Raw genomic sequence first — 19,527 nt, 5'->3', positions numbered from 1 at the left:
TTCGACGTTTCCCCGGTCGTGTCGTGGCAGTTCACGTGGTTTTGCGGAAATTCGAAACCGGGAAATGGTCGTCGACGTGATTTCTGAACAGTTATCCGAAGCAACTCAGCGTGGTTGAACCGATCGTGTAGTGCTGAGGGCGAGATCGAGCAGCCGATAGGCGGGAAGTAGTCACGCCGGTAAGGTCTCCCGGCGAGAGGGCGGCCCGAATGGCCGATCGTGGAGCCGGCCGGGCTTTTCGTGTCACGAGATCACCCGGAGTCAATGCTGCCATCATTCAGATCGATCTCTTCGACGCAGAAAGAAAGAACAGTGGACTTCGACGCACTGGCCGCCGAACTGCGAAAACTCCGGGAAAACGTTGCCGGGGTCACCGACGTGGTGCTCGCCGCCGTCGACGGGATCCCGATCATCGCCGATGCGGACGACCGCATCGACCCGGCAAAACTGTCCGCACTCGCCGCCGCGGATCTCGGGATCGCACGGCAGGCGGCCGAGGTGTGCGGCCAGGGCACGCTGAACCAGACGGTGGTGTTCAGCAGCGAGGGTTACATGGCCGTCTACGCCATCGGCCGGCTGGCGGTGCTGGTCGTCCTCGGAGACAAGGGGCTGAACGTCGGCCGTCTCCTGTTCGAGTCCCGTCCGGTCCTCGATCGGATCGGGTTGGTCCTGACCGCCTGACCGGCACCCGTTTTCCGGCCGGGCGCGCCGCACGGCCGCCGATCACCAGTTCACAGGAGGAAGTCGCGTGATGATGAACATCGACACCGCATTGAAGGAAGCCATGTCCATCGCGGGCGCCGTCGGCGTCGCCCTGGTCGACTACGAAAGCGGGATGTCGCTCGGCACGAGCGGGGGCGGCGAGTGGCTGGACCTCGAGGTCGCCGCGGCCGGCAACACGGAGGTCGTGCGGTCGAAACTGCGGGTGATGTCCTCGCTCGCCCTGAACGACAGCATCGAGGACATCCTGATCACCCTGCACCGCCAGTACCACCTGATCCGCCTGATGAACTCGGTGGGTTCGCGGAATTCGCTGTTCCTGTACCTGGTCCTGGACCGCGACCGGGCGAACCTGGCGCTGGCCCGGCACTACCTCAAGCGCATCGAAGCGGACCTGCAGGTGTAGTGACCGCCGCTCGCTCGGCGCGGCAGCGGGCATCGACCGCCCGCGAGGAAAGGAGGCGGCGTTGACCGGAGGCGGTTCCGGCGCCGCTCTCGTCGTCGGCTCGGCGTTCATGGACGTGCTCGGGGCCTTGTTCCCGGTGCGGATGAACCTGACCGGCGAGGATCTGGAATTCACCTTCGTGCTGTCCGACCCGCCGCCGGACGACGTGGCGGAGTGGGTGCAACGGTGGTCCGGCACCGGTGTGGCGGGCCACGTGCCGCGGTTCTTCGTCGACGCGAGCGGCCGCCGGATCCGCGTCGAGCTCGCCGGGACCGCGGTGCGGGCCGTGATCGTCGTGCCGGAGGCGCGGGCGCCGGACGCCCCGCGCCCCGGGCGGTGGCAGGACCAGGTGCCCACCGCGCTGAGGATCGCGCTGGACGAGATCGCACGGATGCTCTCCCGGTGCCACCACTACGCCGGCGGCCCCGAGCCACTGATCGACCTCGAGCTCGGGTACCGGCCGGAGGCCGGCTACGAGGACCGGCTCGCCGCGGCCCACGATTCGGCGAAGGGGTGGGTCGCGCCGGTCCGCCCGGTGCTCGTGATGCGCTGGCGCTCCGCGACATCGGCGCAACGCAAGGCATTCGCCGACGAGCTGCCCGACGTGACGTCCACCCGCCGCTGGATCCGCCGCCGCCGCACGGCGAAGATCATGGGCCTCGAAGTGGAGCTGCCGTCCTGACGGCGCCCTGCCCGGCCCGTTCGATCTGACGCGGCCGGTTCACGTCGGCCGCCGGTTCCCGGCGGAGCATGCCGTCCTTGATGACGCGCGCGCCGGCCGGCAGCCCGAAGCCGCCGCTCGCCGGCGAGACACTTCTGGTCTTCGTGACCGCCGACGACTCCAGGGATGAGTAGGTACGGGCCCGGCCGGCCGCCGTCGACTTCGGTCCGGCGGCCGTCGTGCTGACGCAGCCGCTGCACCCGGCTCCGGTCCGTCCCGGGCCAGGACCTGCAACTCGCCGGTGCCGGTGGGCGCCGAACAATTCCTGGGAACCCCGGAAACGTCATGGTAAATGTTGTTCGAACAAGCCGCCGTCGCCGTATTTCGGATCCATTTCGGCGGGCCGCGGCGGACATTAATGTCGGAGCTCACGCGCGGCGGGACACTTGTGGCCATGGGCCTGCCCGCCAGGCGTTTCCCTGGTGACGGGGCTCCTGGCGCGCTTTCGATCACGTGGCGGAGGGAATTGCTCCGAACGGGTGCAATCAATTCAGTAGGCAATAGCCGGATGGCCCCGCGGCGGGTACTCTCCCATCGATCCGCCGGAACGTGTGAGGAAATCCGATCGAAGTGACGACCCGTGAAGAACGGCCCCAGGAGGCTCGGTGCGCATGACCACCCCGGCAGCCGGCCCCGCGTCGGGGAGCGTGGAGAAGCCAGGCTTCCGCCACCAAGGCTGCCTCTACGGCAGTGACGCGGAGTTCCTCGAGGTGGCCGTCTCGTTCGTGCAGGACGGCCTGCGCGGGGGTGAGCCGGTGCTGGTCACCACGACGGCGGCGAACCGCGAACTGCTGCACACCGCGATGGGCGCCGACGCCGACCGGATCGCTTTTGCCGAATCGGCCTACTTCGGCCGCCGGCCGGCGCAGCTGGCCAACGCGCTGCGCCGCTACTGGCACCGGCACCGCTCGACCGCGCCGACCGGCACGGTGCGCATCCTCGCCGAGCCGGCTCGCACCGGCGAGCCCGGCGACTGGGCCGGCTGGCAGCGCGTGGAGGCGGGCTTCAACACCTCCCTGGCGGACACCGGGATCTGGATGATCTGCCCCTACGACACCAGGACCGTCGACGCCGGCGTGGTCGAGGAGGCCCGGCGCACCCATCCCGAGTGCGCGAGGAACGGCCGGCCCTCGCCGTCCGCGCCGTTCGCGGCACCCGATGGCGACACCGGTGAGCGCGGTTCCGCGGCTCCGGGCACCGCCGGCGACCTGTTCCACTTCGAGGGGAACCTGGTCGCCGTCCGGCGCCACGTGCTGGACAAGGCGAGCGCGCTGCTGCGGTCCGAGGACGCCGTGACTCTGTTCGGCATCGCCGTCGGCGAGGCGATCGCCTACCTGCTCGAGCACGGCATCAACCGGGCGGCCGTGTGGGTGCGGCCGGCGGCCGGCCGGGTGGTGTGCACGCTGCACAGCGACCGCCCGGTCGACGGCCCGGCGTTCTACGGCCTCCGGTCCGCGGCGCGCCCCGGCACCAGCCTGGTGATGACCGACCGGATCTGTGAGTGGCTGGACGTCAGCTCCGACGCCGCCGGCTGCACCATCGAGCTGGCCATGCCGGATCGACCGGAGCAGGCCTGAGCGCTGCCCGCGCAAGTCACGCTCGCGTCTTCGGCAGCGCCCAGGACCGGGCGGGTCAGCGCAGCCGGACGGCGCCGAACTCGTCCTGGATCCGGCGGAGGTCGCGCAGGCGCGGCTCGGTCCGCCCGCCGAGCCAGCGGTTCATCGTCTTCACCGAAACGCCCAGCCGCTCGGCGGCGGCCTCCTTGCGCAGCCCGCTGCTGTGCAGCGCTTCGGTCAGCCATTCGGCAAAACTGGCGGCGGCGACCGGGACTTCGGCCGGCGGCGCGGCCGGGCGGGGGAGCTCGGCCCGCGACGGGAGCACGTCGACCTCGACGTGGCGGGCGTATCGCCGGCAGGAAACCTCGAGCGTGCCGGCGGTACCGGCGGCGGTGAGGAGGGCGCGCAGGATCGCGGCGCTCACTTCACGCTCCTCCGCCTCGGTGAGCGAAGCGCCCGCGAGGCACGCACGCAGGAATTCCTGGATTTCCGGAACCGACGACGGCCGCGCCGGAAAAATCTTGCTGTCGATTTCGACCGGGACGACCTCGATCACCGCCTCGTGCCCCCGACCGGCCGATTCCGCCACGGCAACCATCCCTTCCGATGGACGTTCAGTGTAGTCGTCGATCAAGACTTCCACCGCCCCCGAAATGGGGAACGGCCGCCTGTGTCCGGTCCGCCGACAGGTCAGTCTTGCCGGTGCTGCCGGACAGGTCTACGGTGGGCGTCCTTCGGGCCGGGCACGCAGGGGGATCGCCCGCGTGCGAAGCGGAAACGCGGCCCGCGGCCGCAGGGAAGGTGCCATCGATGGTCACGGCCAGGCAGACCGGCAACGGCCCGGCTGAGGACACCGAGAATTACCCACCGACTGTCCATATTTTATGGATGAATGGTGGCCTCAGCTGTGACGGTGAATCGGTGGCGCTGACCGCCGCCACCCAGCCCAGTATCGAAGAGATCGTTCTCGGCGGGCTTCCCGGGCTGCCCGAGGTCGCCATGCACTGGCCTTTCCTCGACTATTCGTGCGGGCCCGACGGTGGCCGGGACAGTTTCATGGAGTGGTGGCACCAGGCGCACCGCGGGGAGCTCGACCCGTTCATCCTGATCGTCGAGGGTTCCATCGCCGACGAGACGAACAAGGCCGAGGGGTACTGGAGCGGGTTCGGCACCGACCCCGAGACCGGTCAGCCCATCACGGCCAGCGAGTGGCTCGACCGGCTGGCGCCGCGGGCGATGGCGATCCTGGCCGTCGGCACCTGCGCCAGTTACGGCGGCGTGCACGCGATGGCCGGCAACCCCACCGGCGCCATGGGCGTGCCCGAATACCTCGGCCGGGACTGGCGGTCGTGGGCCGGGCTGCCCATCGTGTGCGTGCCGGGCTGCCCGGTCCAGCCGGACAACCTCTCGGAAACCATCCTGCACCTGCTCTTCCAGGTGGCGGGCCGGGCGCCCGAGATCGACGTCGACGAGGCGCTGCGGCCGAAGTGGCTGTTCGGGGCCACCGTCCACGAAGGCTGCGACCGGGCCGGGTACTACGAACAGGACGAGTTCGCCGACCGGCACGACTCCCCGCAATGCCTGGTCAAACTGGGGTGCTGGGGCCAGGTCGTCAAGTGCAACGTCCCCAAGCGGGGCTGGATCAACGGGGTGGGTGGCTGCCCGAACGTCGGCGGCATCTGCATCGGGTGCACCATGCCGGGCTTCCCGGACAAGTTCATGCCCTTCATGGAGGACCCGGTCGGCGTCGGCGTGCCGACGCCGGCGAGCAGCGTGTCCGGCTCGGCCATCCGCATCCTGCGGGAGATCCGGGCGGGGGGAGACCGGTGACCACGCCGCCGGCCACGTCCGCGAAAGCCCGGGGTGAACGCCTCGAGACACTTCTGTCCCTCCTGCTGACCGGCGCGAACCGGCGAACCGCCGAAGAGCTCGTCCGGCAGCTGACGGACCTGTACGGCGACGGCCTGACCCGCATCGTCGCCCTCCTGCGCGAAAACGCCCCGGCGCTGGTCGGCTCGATCGCCGCCGACGACGACGTCGCGGGCCTGCTCCTGCTCCACGGCCTGCACCCCCTCGACGTCGACGCCCGGATCGGGCAGGCGCTGGACCGGGTCCGCCCGCACGTGAGCGGCGCGGTCGAGTACCTGGGTTCCGACGGCGCGGTGGCGCGGGTGCGGCTCGGCGCGTCCGCGGGGTGCTCGTCCGCGGCGGTGGTGGCCAGGGAGCTGGTCGAAACCGCGGTCCGGGACGCGGCCCCGGAAATCGGGGGTGTCGAGATCGTGCCCGAGGCCGTCACCACGCTGTACCAGATCGGCATGGGACCACCACCCGGCGCCGCACGGGAAGGGAGAGCCTCGTGAGTGTCCACACCGGATTCGAGTACGCGGCCCCCGGGCGGGACCGGCGCTCCGCCCGGCCGCGGCAGTGTGAGCTGTGTGCGACGCCGGTCGCCTCGCGGCACTGTCACGTGGCCGACACCGGTGGCCGTGGCCTGCTGTGCGCGTGCCGGGCGTGCTTCCTGCTGTTCACCGAGCACACGCCGGGGGAGGCGCGGTACCGCGCGGTGCCGGAGCGCTACCTGTGGGATCCGCGGCGGCCGGTCGCCTGCCTCGACTGGCGGCGCCTCCCGGCGGGGTTCGCCTTCTTCCTGCGTCGCGGAACCCGCGTCACCGCGTTCCAGCCGGGGCCGGCCGGCGCCGCCGAGGCCGTCCTGCCCCGGGGCCTGTGGGCGGAGCTCACCGCGGACCACCCGCTGCTGGCCGCGGCCGAGCCGGACGTCGAGGCGATCCTGTTCCGCGGGACCGAGCGCGGCACGGACTGCTTCCTCGTGCCCGTCGACATGTGCTACCGGCTGGCCGGCGCGGTCCGCCGGTACTGGACGGGCCGCGACGGCGGGTGCGAGATGCGGGCCCAGGTCGACGCCCTGTTCGCCGAGATCGGGCAGCGGGCGCGGCCGCTGGTCCTGGAACCGCGGTAGACCGCTCGGGCCGTGACGAACCGGGCCCTACCGGCGTCGGGAGAGCTCGAGGTCGACGAACCGGGGGCGGTTGTTGTCGATGTTCGCGTAGAGGTCGGCCAGCTTCTCGCTGTTGGTGTTGTAGGAGATGACGAGCTCCCCGGGCCGGCTGATCTCGGGGTGCGCCGCGACGTTGTAGGTGTAGCGCCCGTTCCCGGCCTCGGGCGCGGTGTAGATCGTCTCGCCGCCGGTGAACGGCCCGACCGGGCTGGTCGCGTGGTAGGCGTGGATGGTGCTCTCCAGGCCCGAACCGAACGTCGTGAGCAGGTACTCACCGCCGATCGGCGTGACGCCGAACGAGCTGCCGACGTTGCCGAGCAGCCGTGCCGAGGCCGCCGGGTCGGCCGACCAGCCGGCCGCGGTCCGGAACTGCCACGGCCCGTCGAGCCGGCCGATCGGCGCGCGGGCGACGTGCAGGTACTTCGTGAAGCCCTCGCCTTCGACGCCGTAGATGTAGGTCCACGCGCCGTCGCGCATCAGTTCGGTGCCCCACTGGACGTTGCCGGCCGAAGCGACGTCGGTGAGCTTCTCCAGGCGGAACGTGTCTGGGTCGAGCGTCGCGAGCTTCGTCTTCGTCCAGGCGAAGTTGAACGGCGGCGGGTCGTCGGTCGGCGCCTGCTCGAACTCGATCACGCGCAGCTTCCCGCCGTCGACGATGCCGTCGCCGTTCCAGTACCAGTAGTCGTTCGGCTCACCCGGGCTGTTCGGCGTCGGGCCCACCAAGGACTTCGGGTGCGCGGGCGGGCCGGGCGCGATCGTGGTGAGCAGGTGTTTCGCGTCCGGTGTGGACAGTACCGCCGAGTTGTGCGTGAACGGCGACGACTCCGGCAGGCTGTCGTCGGCGCGCACGGGCCCGAAGAAGGTGTCGTTGAACAGCCAGACGTCCAATCCGGACGGCAGCCGCGTCGAATAGGTGCCGTCGGCCGCGGCCCAGTTCACCCCGGGGCGGCGGCCGAAGTCCTGCCAGCGCTGGGTCAGCGCGGTGTCGGCGGTGGCACTGAGAATCCGAAGTGGACGGTCGGTCGCGGCGGCGGGTCCGGCGATGGCGAGGGACGCGGTGACGGCGGCGGACAGTGCCAGGGTGCGGCGGAACTTCACGGGTCGCTCCTCAGGTGTCCTGGTGCTGATTGACAACGTTGGCAACGCGGCTCAGTCTCGGTCGGCGTTGTCAGCGTTGTCAATGGCCAGGACCGGACAGAACCGTAGTCCGGTGCGGGTTTCCGAACCGGCTGCGGGTTCGGTTGGGGCGTCGGCTCAGTGCTCGGCCGGGCGCAGCGCGACACCTCGGCCTTCGCCCGACCCGCGCGGGACGAGCGTGGTCGGCAGGACCACCCGCCGCGGGCGGGAACGGTCGCCGTCGAGGCGGGCGAACAGCAGCTCCGCCGCCCGTTTTCCCAGCTCACGGGGGTCCTGAGCGACCACCGTGACGCCCAGCACCTGGGCCAGCTCCGAGTCGTCGAAGGCCACCAACGCCGTTCGTGGTGCGCCGGACTCGGCGATGGCCCGGGCGACGCCGCCGACGAGCCGCGGGTTGTCGGCGAACAACGCCGTCGGGGCGTCGGGTGCGGCCAGCAGCTCGGCCGCCGCCCGGTGGGCGGCTGCGGCGTCGACCGCGTCGGTGCGGACCGCGTGCGGCTCGAGACCCGCCTCGGCCAGTGCGGCGCGGAACCCGCGCAGCCGCTCTCGCGCCGTGTGGATCACGGGGGAGTGGCCGACGTAGGCGATCGCGCGGTGCCCCTGCCCGAGCAGGTGCGCCACGGCTTGCCCGGCGCCCTCGGCGTGCGCGGCCAGCACGCAGTCCACCGGCAGCCGCTGCGGCGGGCGGTCGGCGAACACCATGCGCGTGCCGACGTCCAGCTCCGGGCGCAGGTGGTCGTGGCGGCGGTCGGCCGACACCACGATGAGCCCGTCGAGGCGGCGCTCGACGAACGTGCCGAGCAGTCCGCGTTCGCGCGCCGGGTCCTCGTCGGAGCCGGCGACGAGGGTGGTGAACGACCGCGCCGTGCAGACCTGTTCGATCGCGCTGAGCATCCCCGCGTAGAACGGGTCGGCCAGGTCCGCGGCGAGCACGCCGATGCCGCCGGCGGGCCGGTCGGTCCGGCGCAGGCCCACCGCGTTGCTGTTGGGCCGGAACCCGAGCCGGCGGATCTCGGCCTGGACACGGCCGCGCACGTCGTCGCTGATGAACGGGTAGTTGTGCACGACCCGCGAGACCGTCTTGACGCTCACCGACGCGGCCGACGCGACGTCGCGCATGGTCGGCCGCCCGGTGGGCGCCGGTCCACGCCGGCCGGCCGCCGGCCGCTCCGCATCCGAGGCTCGCGTCACGGCGGGCACCCTACCTCAGCTCCGGAGCCTTTGTCGGGCAACAGGATTCACCGTGCGGACGCCGGTGAGCCCCAGCTCGGTGCCGCCGCCCGCGCGCCCGGAATAAGCTTCCCCGCGTGGTCATCCTTCCGCGGGACTCGAAGCTGTGGCGCGCCGGCGTGGTCTGGTACCCCTTGGTCGCGCTGGTGCTCTTCGCCGGGTCTCTGCTGCCTGCGTTGCAGAGTCACGGGACGCAGTTCGGCGGGATGCCGGCCCGGCCCTACGACGCGCTGGCCATCGTGGCGGTCGCCCTCCAGTGCGCGCCCCTCACGGTGTGCCGGCGGTGGCCGCTCACCGGTTTTGTGCTGGTGTCGCTCGGCTTCGCGCTCGACCAGCTTCGTGGTTACCACTCGTTCGCGGGCACGGCGTTGCCCCTCGCGCTGCTGACCGTGGGGCTGCTGCTGGAACGGCGCCGCCGCACCGTCGCACTCGTGTTCTCCGTGGCATACGTGGTGCTGGCGACCGCGTTCGCCCTGCTCGGCGGGGACGAACCACTGGACGGCTACGTGACGTTCTACCTCGCGCTGGTGCTGGCGTGGGGGATCGGGACGTGGCTGCGTTCGACCCGGGCCGCGGAGGCCGAACGTCGTCGCCGGGTCGCCGAAGACACCCGCGCGGCCGAACGCGCTCGCCTCGCCGGCGAGCTCCACGACGTCGTGACGCACCACGTGACGGCGATGGTCATGCAGGCCGAGGCGGCCCGTTACCTGACCGCCGCGCCGGAGCGGCTCGACCAGAGCTTGGCCGCCATCGCCGGCACCGGGCGGCTGGCCGTCAGCGATCTGCGCCGGCTGCTCGACGTGCTCGACCCGGACCACGGCACCGCCGAGGGGCTGCGCACCCTCGTGGAGCACACCCGCCGGGCCGGGCAACCGGTGGAGTTCGTCGAGGAGGGCACGCCCGTCGTGTCGCCCGCCGGTCCCGTTGCCTACCGGGTGGTCCAGGAAGGGCTGACGAACGCCCTCAAGCACGCCCACGGCAGCCGGACTTCGGTGGAGGTGCGCCACGGCGCCCGGGAGATCACCGTGGAAGTCAGCACCGACGGTCCCGGCCCGCACCCCGGGTCGCTCGGCGGGAGCGGCCGGGGCCTCGCCGGTCTGCGCGAGCGGGTCGACGTCCTGGGCGGCGAGTTCAGCGCGGGCGGGAGAGCCGGCGGCGGGTTCTCCGTGCGGGCCCGCATTCCCGCGGGGAGCCCGTCGTGACCGCGCCGATCCGGGTGCTGGTCTGCGACGACCAGATGCTGGTCCGCACCGGGCTGGTGACGATCATCGGCGCCCAGCCCGACCTCGAGGTGGCGGGCGAATGCGGGGACGGGCGGGCCGCGGTCGACCTCGCCGCCCGCCTGCGCCCGGACGTCGTGGTGATGGACGTGCGCATGCCGGTGCTCGACGGCATCGAAGCCACCCGGCTGCTGGCCGGAGCCGGGGTGTCCCAGCCCGGCAAGGTGCTCGTGGTGACCACGTTCAACCTCGACGAGTACGTCTACCGGGCCCTGCGCGCCGGGGCCAGCGGGTTCCTGCTCAAGGACGCGCCGCCGGACCGGCTGCTGGACGGGATCCGGACCGTGGCGGCGGGCGCGGCGCTGCTGGATCCCGAGGTGACGCGCCAGCTCGTGGGCAAGTACGCCGCCCGGATCCGGCCCGTCGACGACGACGCGGGCGACATCACGCTGACCCCGAGGGAGCTCGAGGTCCTCCGGCTCATCGCGGACGGCTTCTCCAACAGCGAGATCGCCGCGACCCTGATGATCAGCCCGGAGACCGTCAAGACCTTCGTGTCACGCATGCTCACGAAGCTCGGGCTCCGCGATCGTGTCCAAGCGGTCATCTACGCCTTCCGCCACGGCCTGGTCACCTGACCGCCGTGGCCTGCAGGACGACGCGCCGGATCGCCTGCACGGCGAGCTCGGGCTGGTCGACGTAGATGTAGTGCTCGCTGCCGGTCGCGGTGGTCAGCGTGCTGTGGCCGGAGATCGCGAGCCACTTCTTCTGGCCTTCGGCCCAGGCCTGCTCCAGGGCCGGCCCGTACTCGGGAAGGGCGGCGAGGTAAGGCTTTCCGTGCTGGATCACCTCGACCGGGATGTCCCCGGCGGGCCGGACGGCGCCGTCGGGAGCCGTCAGCTTCTCCGGGCCGTCCCCCTGCAGGACGGCCAGGGTCTGCGCCCGCAGTTCGGCCGCCGTGCCGGTGGCGGAATCCGGTATCCCCGCCCGGAGGTCGGCGGTCTGGGTGGGCGAGGTGGCGTCCATCAGGACGAGACCCTTGACCCGGTCCTGGTGGTCGGGGGTGTACCGGGCGGCGATCAGCCCGCCCAGGGAATGCCCGGCCAGCACGACCGGCTTGTCCCCGGCGACCCGGTCGACCACCGCGGTCAGCACCTTCCCGGTGGTTTCGAAGGTCTGCGGCCCATCGGGCTGGTCACTGGCGCCCGCGCCGAGCCGGTCGTAGGAGCAGACCCGGTCCTTTTCCGCGAGGGTCTTCTGGATGCCCGCCAGCTTGTCCAGCCCGTCGCCGCCCCCGTGGAGCAGCACGACCACCGGACGTCCGTCAACCGGCTCTCCCGAGCAGGACACGTTCACCGAACGGTCGCCGACCTTGATCTTTTCCGGCCCGGTGAAGGAAGTGCTCGCCGGCGGAGCCGAGTCCGCTTCCGGGGCTTCGTCGCAGCCGGCCAGCGCCACTCCGGCCACGGCGCAGCACAGGGCGAGCGCCGCGGAGGTCCTACGGGTCATGATGAGCTCCTGGTGCAAAACGCATTACGAGGAAAGGCTTACGCGGTGAAAGCTACGGATCCGGAGCCCTCGCGGCGTCACCGTTCGGTGGACACCTCCGGGTAGCTCGCACGGGTGACATGACACTGCGTCATAGGCCGCGCCCGAGGAATGTCATGGTGACGTCATGACGTGATCCCACTGGTGGCCGGGCGGGCGAACGACTGGAATCAAGGGCATGGTCAAGAACCTCGCGCGGCGCTTGCGGCTCGGCAAAGTCAGAGCCGGCGACGGGAGCACACTTCCCGAATATCGCCGCTGGCAGCTCTTTTCCCGGTCCCTCTTCTACCTCGATCTCGCGGACCACGTGTACGCGGTCGACGTCCGGCACCTCGCGGAGGCGAAAAGCCGGAAGCAGCACGAAAAGGCGGTGGGAAAGAGCCCGGCCGCGCTGTACCGGGACGGTGTTCAGGTCCACCGGTCCAATCTTCCGGCGGTGTTTCCGGTGCCCGGCGGTGTCATCGAAGTGGCCACCAGTGCGTTCGGGCTGAAGCGCATGCGCTTCGTGTCGGACGACGGCAGCGAACTCGCGCTGCGCCCCGACCGACGTTCGCAAGAAGGACTGCGGGAGCGGTTCGGGTACCGATTTCCCCGTACCAGCGCCGTTGTCGGCTTCGTGTCCCTCGTCGTCCTCCTGACCGCGCTCGTCGTCAGCCTCCTCCACGGCATCGAGGCCCTCACCCGGATTCCGGTCGTCGCCGAGCACGTCGGCACGTTCACCTCGCCGGTCCGGCTGCCCACATGGGCGAAGATCACCATGGGCGTCGCCGGGGCCCTCGCCGCTGTCGAACGCGCCTCGAGGCTCCGGTTCAACCGGCTGATCGACACCATCACTTCTTGATCGGGGGTCAGCCGGTCATCGGACGTCCTTCACGACGCGGCCGCGCTGGAGCACGACCTTGACCTGCTGGGGATCGTCGAACACGAGCGGGTTCGCGAGGGGATCGCTGCCGAACACGGCCAGGTCGGCGAGCTTGCCGGGCTCGATCGTGCCGACTTCGTCGCCGATCCGCAGGACACGCGCGTTGTCCCGGGTCGCCGAGACCAGCGCCTGCATCGGCGACTCGATCTCGCTGCGCAGCACCAGCTCGTGGCCGCGATGGTCCTGGTTCGGCCCGACGTAGTCCGAGCCCGAGCCGATGAGCACCCCGGCCGCGCGGGCGGCGCGGATGGCGTCGGCCTGGCCGTCGATGGCGTGGCCGACCCGTTCGCCGATGTGCGCGGGCAGCCCGGCCGCGGTCGAGTCCTTGAGCAGGGCGTGCGCCACCGCCAGCGTGGGCACCAGCGCGACCCCTTTTTCGGCCATCAGCGCGGCCATCTCCGCGTCGACCGCCGAACCGTGTTCCACGCACTCCGCGCCCGCGTCGATCGCCGTGCGCAGGCCTTCGTTGTTGTGCGCGTGGACCGTCACGTACGTGCCGCGGGCCCGCGCTTCGGCCACGGCCGTCGCGATCTCGTCGTGGGTGAACTGTGTGTCGGAGAGCTTGTCGTGGCGGGACACGACCCCGCCGGTGACGCACATCTTGAGGAAGCCCGCGCCGCGGCGGAACGCCTCGCGGGCGTTGCGCCGCACGGCGTCCGGGCCGTCGGAGAGCAGGGACAGCGCGAACAGGCCGGGGACCTGGCGGGCGTCCCAGTCCTCGGCCGAATCCCACTCCGCGCCGAGGTAACCGTGCCCGCCGGTCTGGGCCAGGATGGGGCCGCAGTGGAGGATGCGCGGGCCGGGGATCCGGCCGTCCGCGACCACCCGGGCGATGCCGTCGTCCACCCCGCCGGTGTCCCGGACGGTCGTGAAGCCCGACTCCAGGGTCCGGCGGCAGTTGGCGAACATGTCGGCGGCGATCTCCGCGACGGACAGCTGCCGGGACGTGCTCAGCTTGTCCAGATCACTGGACAGTCCCAGGTGGACGTGCGCGTCGATGAGCCCCGGGGTGAGGTACAGGCCGGTGAGGTCCACGACGTCCGCGCCGGCCGGCGGCGTGCCGCCCAATGCCGCGATGCGGCCGTCCTCGACGAGGACGGCCTGGCCGGGGACCGGATCCGCGCCGGTGCCGTTGATGACGGTCGCTCCGGTGAGCCACATGAACTACTCCGTCCGTGCGTGGGTGACTGCGCCCACTGTCGTCCGGGCGGGTCGCCGGCGCCAATGGACATCCGTCGTCCGGGGCAAGCCCGGATCGCGACAGCTGTCGGGCGACGGCGGGCGCCCGGCTCCGCACACTGGGACGCGGGAACACAGGGAGGACGAAGCCGATGAGCTCGGAAGTCAGCGCGGACGTCGTGGTGGTCGGCGCCGGCGTGATCGGATCGGCGATCGCGCTCGAACTGGCCAGGGCGGGCCGCCGGGTCGTGGTGGTGGACCGCGCGAGCGGCGCCGGGCAGGGCTCGACGAGCGCGTCGAGTGCCGTGGTGCGCTACAACTTCTCCACCCTCTCGGGTGTCGCCGCCGCCTGGGAGTCGCAGTTCTGCTGGTCGGCGTGGGGCGAGCACCTCGGCCACGACGTCGGCGACCTGGCCCGGTTCGAACGCAGCGGCCTGGTGATGCTCGACGTGGCCGCCGCGCCGAGGGCCGGCTGGCTGCCGCTGTTCGACGAAGTCGGCGTGCCCTACCAGGAATGGGACAGCGAGACCCTGCTCGACCGTGTTCCCGGCATCAACGCCGGCCGCTTCTGGCCGCCCAAGCGGGTGGACGACGACGCCTTCTGGGCCGACGCCACGGAGACACTCGGTGGTGTCTACACCCCCGATGCCGGGTACGTCACCGACCCCCAGCTCGCCGCGCGGAACCTGGCGGCCGCGGCCGCGAAGGAGGGCACGGGGTTCCGGTTCCGCGCCACGGTGTCCGGGGTGGAGTCCCGCGCCGGGCGGGTGAGCGCCGTCCTGCTGGCGGACGGCACGAAGATCGCCGCGCCCGTGGTGGTCAACGCCGCCGGGCCCTGGTCGGGCCAGCTCAACAAGCTGGCCGGAGTCGGGTCGGACTTCACCATCGGCGTGCGGCCGCTGCGCCAGGAGGTCGCCCACGTGCTCGCGCCCGAGGGGTACCACCCGCCCGGTGGGGTCGGCCCGGTCGTGGCCGACATGGACCTCGGCACCTACTTCCGCGGCGAGGTCGGCGGCGGCCTGCTCATCGGCGGCACCGAACCGGCGTGCGACCCGCTGCACTGGCTCGACGACCCCGACGACGCCCGGCCCCACCCGACCATGGCGGTGTTCGAAGCCCAGGTCACCCGGGCGGCGCGGCGGCTGCCCGGGCTGCGGGTGCCGAACCGGGCCCGGGGGGTCGTCGGCGTGTACGACGCCGCCGACGACTGGACGCCGATCTACGACCGCACCGAGCTGCCGGGGTTCTACGTCGCGATGGGCACCAGCGGCAACCAGTTCAAGAACGCGCCCGTCGTCGGCCGGCTGATGGCGACGCTGGTCGACCGGGTCGAGTCGGGGGCCGACCACGACGCCGATCCCGTCCGCTACAAAGGGGTCCACACCGGCCTGGAGATCGACCTCGGCGCGTTCTCCCGCAAACGCGACCGCAACACGGGCAGCTCCGGGACCGTGCTGGGCTGAGCGGCGGGCTACCGTGGACGGCAGCCGCCGAGGGGAAGGGGCGCCGTGTCCGACCGCGATCTCCAGTCCATCGTGGACGAACTCGCCGAGCGCCTCCAGCGGTCGGTCGCGATCGACGACCCGGCCATCCGCCTGCTCGCCGCCAGCCGCCACTTCGGTGACGAGGACGCCCTCCGCGTCAGCTCGGTCATGAACCGGGCGGTCGAACCGGAGATCGTCGACCACATCCTGGCCCAGGGCATCAGCCGCTGGGTCACGCCCGGTGTCGTCGACGTCGCGGGCGCGATGCCGCGGCTGTGCGCGCCGGTGCGCTGCAACGGCATGCTGCTCGGCTACCTGTGGCTGATCGACCAGGACGGCGTGTTCACCGAGGACGAGACGGCGGCCGCCGGGGCGGCGGCCGCGACCGCCGGGGCGATGCTCCTGCGCCGGCTGCTGCTGCACGAGCGGTCGAAGGCGCGTCAGGAAGGCATCCTGCGCGAGCTCGTCTCCGGTGACCTGGCGGTGCGGGCGCAGGCGATCGAAGACCTGCGTGCCGAACAGCTCTTCGGCGACGAGAGCACCCAGTTCACCGTGCTGGCCGTGCAATGCCCGGCTTCGCAGGCCACCGCGGCGCCGCAGGAGGTCGCGTTCGAGGCGGCGGTGGAAGACGGGGTCCGCGCCGTCGCCGACGACGTCGCGCTGATGGCGGCGAACCGGTCACGCGCGTGGATCCTGCTCGTGCAGCGGGTTCCGCCGTCCCGGGCCCAGGTCGAGGCGATCGCCGAGCGGATCACGACCCGCTTCCGGCGGCTCGGTGCCGAGCAGGCCCGGCCGGTGTTCGGGCTCGGGGGCACCGTGACGGCCCTCGACGACGTCGTCACGTCCTACCGGCAGGCGCTGCTGGCCGCCCGCGCCGCCCTGCTGCTGCCCGGCATCGGGACCCTCGCCCGCTGGGGTGAACTGGGGCCTTACGAACTCCTGCTGAAGCTCCCGCCGGAAGACCTCCTCAACGCGTCGTCGGTGCCGGCGCTCGTGAAGGTGGAGCAGGAGGACACCCACGACGTCCTGCTCACCACGCTGACCGGGTTCTTCGACCACGGCGGCAACATCCAGCGCACCGCCGACGCCCTGCGTGTCCACCGCGCCACGTTGTACCAGCGGCTCAAGCGGATCGAGCAGATCACCGGGTGCAGCCTGGACTCCGGTGACGACCGGCTCATGCTGCACCTCGGGCTCAAGCTGCGGGTCATCGCCGCGGCCTACCGCGACCAGCTGGGTCGCTGAGCATCGACGAACGTCGTCCTCGCGGGTGTCCGGACACGACATCCGCCGCTGGTTCGGGGCCGGGCCACCACCGCACACTCGAACGACTTGATCGAGCACCACCACTGGAGGCCTGATGAGCCAGCCGACGCAGGTGATGTCGTCCGACCCGGTCCGGACCGCGAAGATGCGGCACGGGGTCCTGTTCGCGTCGTCGGTGGGGAACTTCGTGGAGTGGTTCGACTTCACGTTGTACGGCTACACCGCCGGCGTGATCGCCCTGACGTTCTTCCCGCCGGGGAACCAGGCCGCGGCGCTGCTCGGCACGTTCGCCGTCTACGGGGTGGCGTTCGTCGCGCGGCCGCTGGGCGCGGTCGTGTTCGGGCGGATCGGGGACCGGCGCGGCCGGCGGGTCGCGCTCGGGTTGTCGATCGTCATCATGGGCGCGGCGACCGCGGTGATGGGCCTGCTGCCGGGGTGGTCGTCGGCCGGTGTCCTCGCTCCGGTGCTGCTGCTCGTCTGCCGCCTGGTGCAGGGGTTCTCCGCCGGCGGCGAGTACACGGGTGCCCTGACGTTCACCGTCGAGCACGCGCCGGACCACCGCCGGGCGTGGTACCTGGGCCTGGTCGGGGCGTCCACGATGCTCGGCGCCGTCGGGGCCACCGCCGTCGCGCTGGTCTTCCGGTCGGCGTTCGGCGACCGGTTCGCGACCGAGGGCTGGCGGTGGATGTTCGTCCTCGCCGGGCTGGTCGCGGTTGTCGGCCTGGTGCTGCGCCTGCGTGTTGACGAAAGCCCGGTCTTCCAGGCGATGCGGAACCGGCAGGCGGCGGCCCCGGCGCGGCCGTTCCGCGACCTGGTGCGCGGCCACCGGCGGACGCTGCTGGTGCTGTTCGCTTACTTCGCGGTGCTGGGGCTGCTGACGCACATGCTCCTCGGTTACCTGCCCACGTACCTGAACGAAGCGATCGAGATGCGCGCCACGACGGTGCTGGCGCTGACCACCGCGGCGAACGTGGTGTCGATCCCGGTCTCCCTGGGGCTGTGCGTCCTGGCCGACCGCCACGGCCGCCGGACCCAGATCCGCCTCGGCGCGGTGGCGGCGACCGTCCTGGTCGTGCCCGCGTACCTGCTGATCGGCACCGGCAGCCTGCTCGCCGTGATCGTGGCGCTGCTCGTGTTCGTGGTGGCCATCGCCCTGCTCCAGATGGGCGCGCTGACGGTGCTGGAGCTGTACCCGACGGGCGTCCGCTTCAGCGGGATGGCGTTGCCGTACAACGTGGCGTACGCGATTTTCGGCGGCACCGCACCGCTGGTGAGCGAGCTGCTGGTCAACCGGACCGGGAGCTTGATCGCACCGGCGATCTACGCGAGCGTCGTCGCGTTGATCGCGCTTCCGGTACTGCTGAAAGGCATTCCGGAGACCAAGGGCGCCGACCTGCGCGCTTAGGAGGGGGCTAGACCGCGCGGTGGTAGGCGGTCAGCCGGATCCGCAGGTCGCGCACGGCTGCCACGTCGATCGAGAAGCTGTAGACGGGCCGGTAGCCGGAGCCTGCGGTGGGCCGGCCGCACGGCCCGGTCAGGTAGACGAACCCGTCTTCGGGATCCCGCCGCGGCCGGGACCACGCCGAGGTGGCGCCGGGCCGGTGGCTGCCCGGGGTGCGGGCCCGCCAGTAGGCCGGGGTCTTCATCACCTCGCCGAGCGCGGCGACCAGGCCGGGCAGGTCGACGTCCGGGACACCGAGGCCGCGGCCGGCCCACACCCTCGGCAGCGCGCGGGCGGCGGTGTGGTCCTCCACGATCGGGGCGCAGCTGAAGACGGTTTCACTTCCGTCGATCCGGACGGTCCAGCGTTCCATCGCGCGGGTGGGGGAGATGACCGGCACGGGCCGCTCGCTTCCTCCCCAGGAACCTGTCCACAGTGCACTCGGTCACGACCGCGGTGCACCAGGATTACACCACCACCCCGGGGGTCGGTGCACCGGCACGTCCGGACGACCGCACACCCGGCTGTTCACGGCGCTGGTGCGGCCGGGAAGACGAGGGTGGCCGCCGGGGGCGGTTCACTGCCGGCGCCTGGGCCAGAACCTCGCCCGGGTCGAACTCCAGATCGCCATCCCGGCCCTGCGGGACCTGCGGCTCGCCGCCGACCCCGAAGAGCTCGAGATCCGCCCGCGCCTGCTCGGCGTCAGGGAGCTGCCGGTCACCTGGTGACGTAGCCTGGGAATACGGGGAGAGCGGAGCTGGTGATGGGCTTGACCGACGTTCGGGAACGGGTTCGTGACGCGCTCTTCGCCCGGGTGGCCGGACCCGACGGCCCCAGCAACCGGGCCCGGATCCACGGTGCGCCCGGACCACGCTGGTTCGCTGCCGACAGCGCGATCCGGCGGGTGCACGGGGACACCGCGATGTTCGTCGGTGGCCTGCGCGCCCTGTTGCTGCAGTCCCTGCACCCGCTGGCGATGGCCGCGGTGGCGGCTCATTCGGGCTACCGCGGCGACCCGTGGGGCCGGCTGCAGCGCACCAGCACCTTTCTCGCCGTGACCACGTTCGGGACCGCGGAGGACGCCGAGCGGGCCGTCGCCACCGTGGGGGCGGTCCATCGGCGGGTGCGTGGCACGGCGGCGGACGGCCGGCCCTACCGGGCCGACGACCCGCACCTGCTGCGATGGGTGCACATCGCGGAGGTCGACAGCTTCCTGCGGGCCCACCAGCGCTACGGCGCGCACCCGCTCGACGAGGCCGGCTGCGATCGGTACGTGGCGGAGACCGCGGTGATCGCCGAGAAGCTCGGCGTGCTCGAACCGCCCCGCACCCGCGACGAGCTCGACCAGGCGCTCGCCGCGTACCGGCCGGAGCTGCGCGGGACCGCGGAAGCTCGTGCGGCGGCCCGGTTCCTGCTCGTCACCCCGCCGATCCCGTGGGCCGCCCGGGTGCCCTACGCGGTCCTGGCCGCCGCCGGGGTGGCGATGCTGCCGAGGTGGACCCGTCCGCAGCTGCGCCTGCCGTACCTCCCGGTGGCCGAGGGGACGTCCGTGCGCCTGATGGCCGGGGTGCTGGTCAAGTCGGTCCGCTGGGCGATGAGCGCACCGGTTCCGGAGGCGTGACGCCGGCCTTGGTGCGAGCGG

At 72.0% G+C, this 19,527-nt stretch carries 21 protein-coding genes; 15 read left to right on the top strand and 6 right to left on the bottom strand.

The window, feature by feature from the left end:
* Window positions 1–312 precede the first annotated feature (312 nt).
* The 4 genes from ACIA5G_RS15605 to ACIA5G_RS15590 all read left to right on the top strand — a co-directional run bounded on the left by ACIA5G_RS15605 (window position 313) and on the right by ACIA5G_RS15590 (window position 3,463).
* On the top strand, window positions 313–681 hold the full coding sequence (locus ACIA5G_RS15605; RefSeq protein ID WP_395923590.1) for a roadblock/LC7 domain-containing protein: 369 nt from the start codon (window positions 313–315) through the stop codon (window positions 679–681).
* Window positions 682–754: 73 nt separating this feature from the next.
* The gene (locus tag ACIA5G_RS15600; protein ID WP_395924897.1) at window positions 755–1,126 is read left to right on the top strand and encodes a hypothetical protein; all 372 of its coding nucleotides are present in this window, start codon (window positions 755–757) and stop codon (window positions 1,124–1,126) included.
* Window positions 1,127–1,187: 61 nt separating this feature from the next.
* On the top strand, window positions 1,188–1,847 hold the full coding sequence (locus ACIA5G_RS15595) for a hypothetical protein (RefSeq protein WP_395923589.1): 660 nt from the start codon (window positions 1,188–1,190) through the stop codon (window positions 1,845–1,847).
* A 650-nt stretch (window positions 1,848–2,497) separates the two neighbouring features.
* Window positions 2,498–3,463: an anti-sigma factor RsbA family regulatory protein gene (locus ACIA5G_RS15590; RefSeq protein ID WP_395923588.1), complete on the top strand. Its 966-nt coding sequence runs from the start codon at window positions 2,498–2,500 to the stop codon at window positions 3,461–3,463.
* A gap of 55 nt (window positions 3,464–3,518) precedes the next feature.
* Here the strand turns inward: ACIA5G_RS15590 and ACIA5G_RS15585 are convergent, their stop codons facing one another.
* Window positions 3,519–4,040 carry a helix-turn-helix domain-containing protein gene (locus ACIA5G_RS15585; protein WP_395923587.1) on the bottom strand — a complete coding sequence of 174 codons (522 nt, stop codon included), beginning with the start codon at window positions 4,038–4,040 and terminating at the stop codon, window positions 3,519–3,521.
* A 212-nt stretch (window positions 4,041–4,252) separates the two neighbouring features.
* Between ACIA5G_RS15585 and ACIA5G_RS15580 the strand changes: the two genes are divergently transcribed.
* The 3 genes from ACIA5G_RS15580 to ACIA5G_RS15570 are packed head-to-tail and all read left to right on the top strand — an operon-like array spanning window position 4,253 to window position 6,419.
* On the top strand, window positions 4,253–5,272 hold the full coding sequence (locus tag ACIA5G_RS15580; protein ID WP_395923586.1) for a hydrogenase expression protein HypE: 1,020 nt from the start codon (window positions 4,253–4,255) through the stop codon (window positions 5,270–5,272).
* On the top strand, window positions 5,269–5,802 hold the full coding sequence (locus ACIA5G_RS15575) for a NifU family protein (protein WP_395923585.1): 534 nt from the start codon (window positions 5,269–5,271) through the stop codon (window positions 5,800–5,802). Before ACIA5G_RS15580 ends, ACIA5G_RS15575 begins: the two co-directional genes overlap by 4 nt.
* Window positions 5,799–6,419 (top strand): DUF5947 family protein, encoded by a 621-nt coding sequence (locus ACIA5G_RS15570; RefSeq protein ID WP_395923584.1) that lies wholly within the window; start codon window positions 5,799–5,801, stop codon window positions 6,417–6,419. The genes ACIA5G_RS15575 and ACIA5G_RS15570 overlap by 4 nt, the downstream gene beginning before the upstream one ends.
* A 27-nt stretch (window positions 6,420–6,446) precedes the next feature.
* On the opposite strand, the gene ACIA5G_RS15565 is transcribed toward ACIA5G_RS15570, so the two are convergent.
* On the bottom strand, window positions 6,447–7,556 hold the full coding sequence (locus ACIA5G_RS15565) for a DUF5005 domain-containing protein (RefSeq protein WP_395923583.1): 1,110 nt from the start codon (window positions 7,554–7,556) through the stop codon (window positions 6,447–6,449).
* A gap of 156 nt (window positions 7,557–7,712) precedes the next feature.
* Entirely contained in the window at window positions 7,713–8,786 is a 1,074-nt protein-coding gene (locus tag ACIA5G_RS15560) for a LacI family DNA-binding transcriptional regulator (protein ID WP_395923582.1), read from the bottom strand.
* A gap of 116 nt (window positions 8,787–8,902) precedes the next feature.
* Between ACIA5G_RS15560 and ACIA5G_RS15555 the strand changes: the two genes are divergently transcribed.
* On the top strand, window positions 8,903–10,027 hold the full coding sequence (locus ACIA5G_RS15555) for a sensor histidine kinase (protein WP_395923581.1): 1,125 nt from the start codon (window positions 8,903–8,905) through the stop codon (window positions 10,025–10,027).
* Window positions 10,024–10,683 carry a response regulator gene (locus ACIA5G_RS15550; protein WP_395923580.1) on the top strand — a complete coding sequence of 220 codons (660 nt, stop codon included), beginning with the start codon at window positions 10,024–10,026 and terminating at the stop codon, window positions 10,681–10,683. Before ACIA5G_RS15555 ends, ACIA5G_RS15550 begins: the two co-directional genes overlap by 4 nt.
* Here the strand turns inward: ACIA5G_RS15550 and ACIA5G_RS15545 are convergent.
* On the bottom strand, window positions 10,676–11,554 hold the full coding sequence (locus ACIA5G_RS15545) for an alpha/beta fold hydrolase (RefSeq protein ID WP_395923579.1): 879 nt from the start codon (window positions 11,552–11,554) through the stop codon (window positions 10,676–10,678). The genes ACIA5G_RS15550 and ACIA5G_RS15545 overlap by 8 nt on opposite strands.
* 217 nt (window positions 11,555–11,771) lie before the next feature.
* Here ACIA5G_RS15545 and ACIA5G_RS15540 point away from each other — a divergent pair, with 217 nt between their 5' ends.
* Window positions 11,772–12,434 (top strand): hypothetical protein, encoded by a 663-nt coding sequence (locus ACIA5G_RS15540; RefSeq protein ID WP_395923578.1) that lies wholly within the window; start codon window positions 11,772–11,774, stop codon window positions 12,432–12,434.
* A 15-nt stretch (window positions 12,435–12,449) separates the two neighbouring features.
* Here the strand turns inward: ACIA5G_RS15540 and ACIA5G_RS15535 are convergent, their stop codons facing one another.
* A complete protein-coding gene (locus tag ACIA5G_RS15535) occupies window positions 12,450–13,676 on the bottom strand; it encodes an amidohydrolase family protein (RefSeq protein ID WP_395923577.1) in 1,227 nt (408 codons plus the stop codon).
* A gap of 26 nt (window positions 13,677–13,702) precedes the next feature.
* On the opposite strand from ACIA5G_RS15535, the gene ACIA5G_RS15530 reads away from it, so the two are divergent.
* The 3 genes from ACIA5G_RS15530 to ACIA5G_RS15520 all read left to right on the top strand — a co-directional run bounded on the left by ACIA5G_RS15530 (window position 13,703) and on the right by ACIA5G_RS15520 (window position 17,849).
* A complete protein-coding gene (locus ACIA5G_RS15530) occupies window positions 13,703–15,157 on the top strand; it encodes an NAD(P)/FAD-dependent oxidoreductase (RefSeq protein WP_395924895.1) in 1,455 nt (484 codons plus the stop codon).
* A gap of 45 nt (window positions 15,158–15,202) precedes the next feature.
* Complete coding sequence (locus ACIA5G_RS15525; protein WP_395923576.1) at window positions 15,203–16,423, top strand: PucR family transcriptional regulator; 1,221 nt, start codon at window positions 15,203–15,205, stop codon at window positions 16,421–16,423.
* Between the two features lie 115 nt (window positions 16,424–16,538).
* Window positions 16,539–17,849 carry an MFS transporter gene (locus tag ACIA5G_RS15520; RefSeq protein WP_395923575.1) on the top strand — a complete coding sequence of 437 codons (1,311 nt, stop codon included), beginning with the start codon at window positions 16,539–16,541 and terminating at the stop codon, window positions 17,847–17,849.
* 7 nt (window positions 17,850–17,856) lie between these two features.
* On the opposite strand, the gene ACIA5G_RS15515 is transcribed toward ACIA5G_RS15520, so the two are convergent.
* Window positions 17,857–18,285: a hypothetical protein gene (locus ACIA5G_RS15515; protein WP_395923574.1), complete on the bottom strand. Its 429-nt coding sequence runs from the start codon at window positions 18,283–18,285 to the stop codon at window positions 17,857–17,859.
* Window positions 18,286–18,424: 139 nt separating this feature from the next.
* On the opposite strand from ACIA5G_RS15515, the gene ACIA5G_RS15510 reads away from it, so the two are divergent.
* Both ACIA5G_RS15510 and ACIA5G_RS15505 read left to right on the top strand, forming a co-directional pair.
* Window positions 18,425–18,613, top strand: a complete 189-nt coding sequence (locus ACIA5G_RS15510; protein WP_395923573.1) for a hypothetical protein — start codon at window positions 18,425–18,427, stop codon at window positions 18,611–18,613.
* 35 nt (window positions 18,614–18,648) lie between these two features.
* Window positions 18,649–19,506, top strand: a complete 858-nt coding sequence (locus ACIA5G_RS15505) for an oxygenase MpaB family protein (protein ID WP_395923572.1) — start codon at window positions 18,649–18,651, stop codon at window positions 19,504–19,506.
* Window positions 19,507–19,527 lie beyond the last annotated feature (21 nt).

The organism is Amycolatopsis sp. NPDC051758 (genome assembly GCF_044453095.1).
GTDB lineage: Bacteria > Actinomycetota > Actinomycetes > Mycobacteriales > Pseudonocardiaceae > Amycolatopsis.
The sequence above is the reverse complement of the archived record's forward strand: the minus strand, read 5'-3'. Positions and strand labels throughout refer to the sequence as shown.

What these genes read in the sequence shown, in the direction of transcription:
- ACIA5G_RS15600 (WP_395924897.1), top strand. Translation starts at nt 755, where the DNA reads ATGAACATCGACACCGCATTGAAGGAAGCCATGTCCATCGCGGGCGCC.
- ACIA5G_RS15590 (WP_395923588.1), top strand. Translation starts at nt 2,498, where the DNA reads ATGACCACCCCGGCAGCCGGCCCCGCGTCGGGGAGCGTGGAGAAGCCA.
- ACIA5G_RS15585 (WP_395923587.1), bottom strand. Translation starts at nt 4,040, where the DNA reads ATGGTTGCCGTGGCGGAATCGGCCGGTCGGGGGCACGAGGCGGTGATC.
- ACIA5G_RS15580 (WP_395923586.1), top strand. Translation starts at nt 4,253, where the DNA reads ATGGTCACGGCCAGGCAGACCGGCAACGGCCCGGCTGAGGACACCGAG.
- ACIA5G_RS15545 (WP_395923579.1), bottom strand. Translation starts at nt 11,554, where the DNA reads ATGACCCGTAGGACCTCCGCGGCGCTCGCCCTGTGCTGCGCCGTGGCC.
- ACIA5G_RS15540 (WP_395923578.1), top strand. Translation starts at nt 11,772, where the DNA reads ATGGTCAAGAACCTCGCGCGGCGCTTGCGGCTCGGCAAAGTCAGAGCC.
- ACIA5G_RS15535 (WP_395923577.1), bottom strand. Translation starts at nt 13,676, where the DNA reads ATGTGGCTCACCGGAGCGACCGTCATCAACGGCACCGGCGCGGATCCG.
- ACIA5G_RS15520 (WP_395923575.1), top strand. Translation starts at nt 16,539, where the DNA reads ATGAGCCAGCCGACGCAGGTGATGTCGTCCGACCCGGTCCGGACCGCG.
- ACIA5G_RS15505 (WP_395923572.1), top strand. Translation starts at nt 18,649, where the DNA reads ATGGGCTTGACCGACGTTCGGGAACGGGTTCGTGACGCGCTCTTCGCC.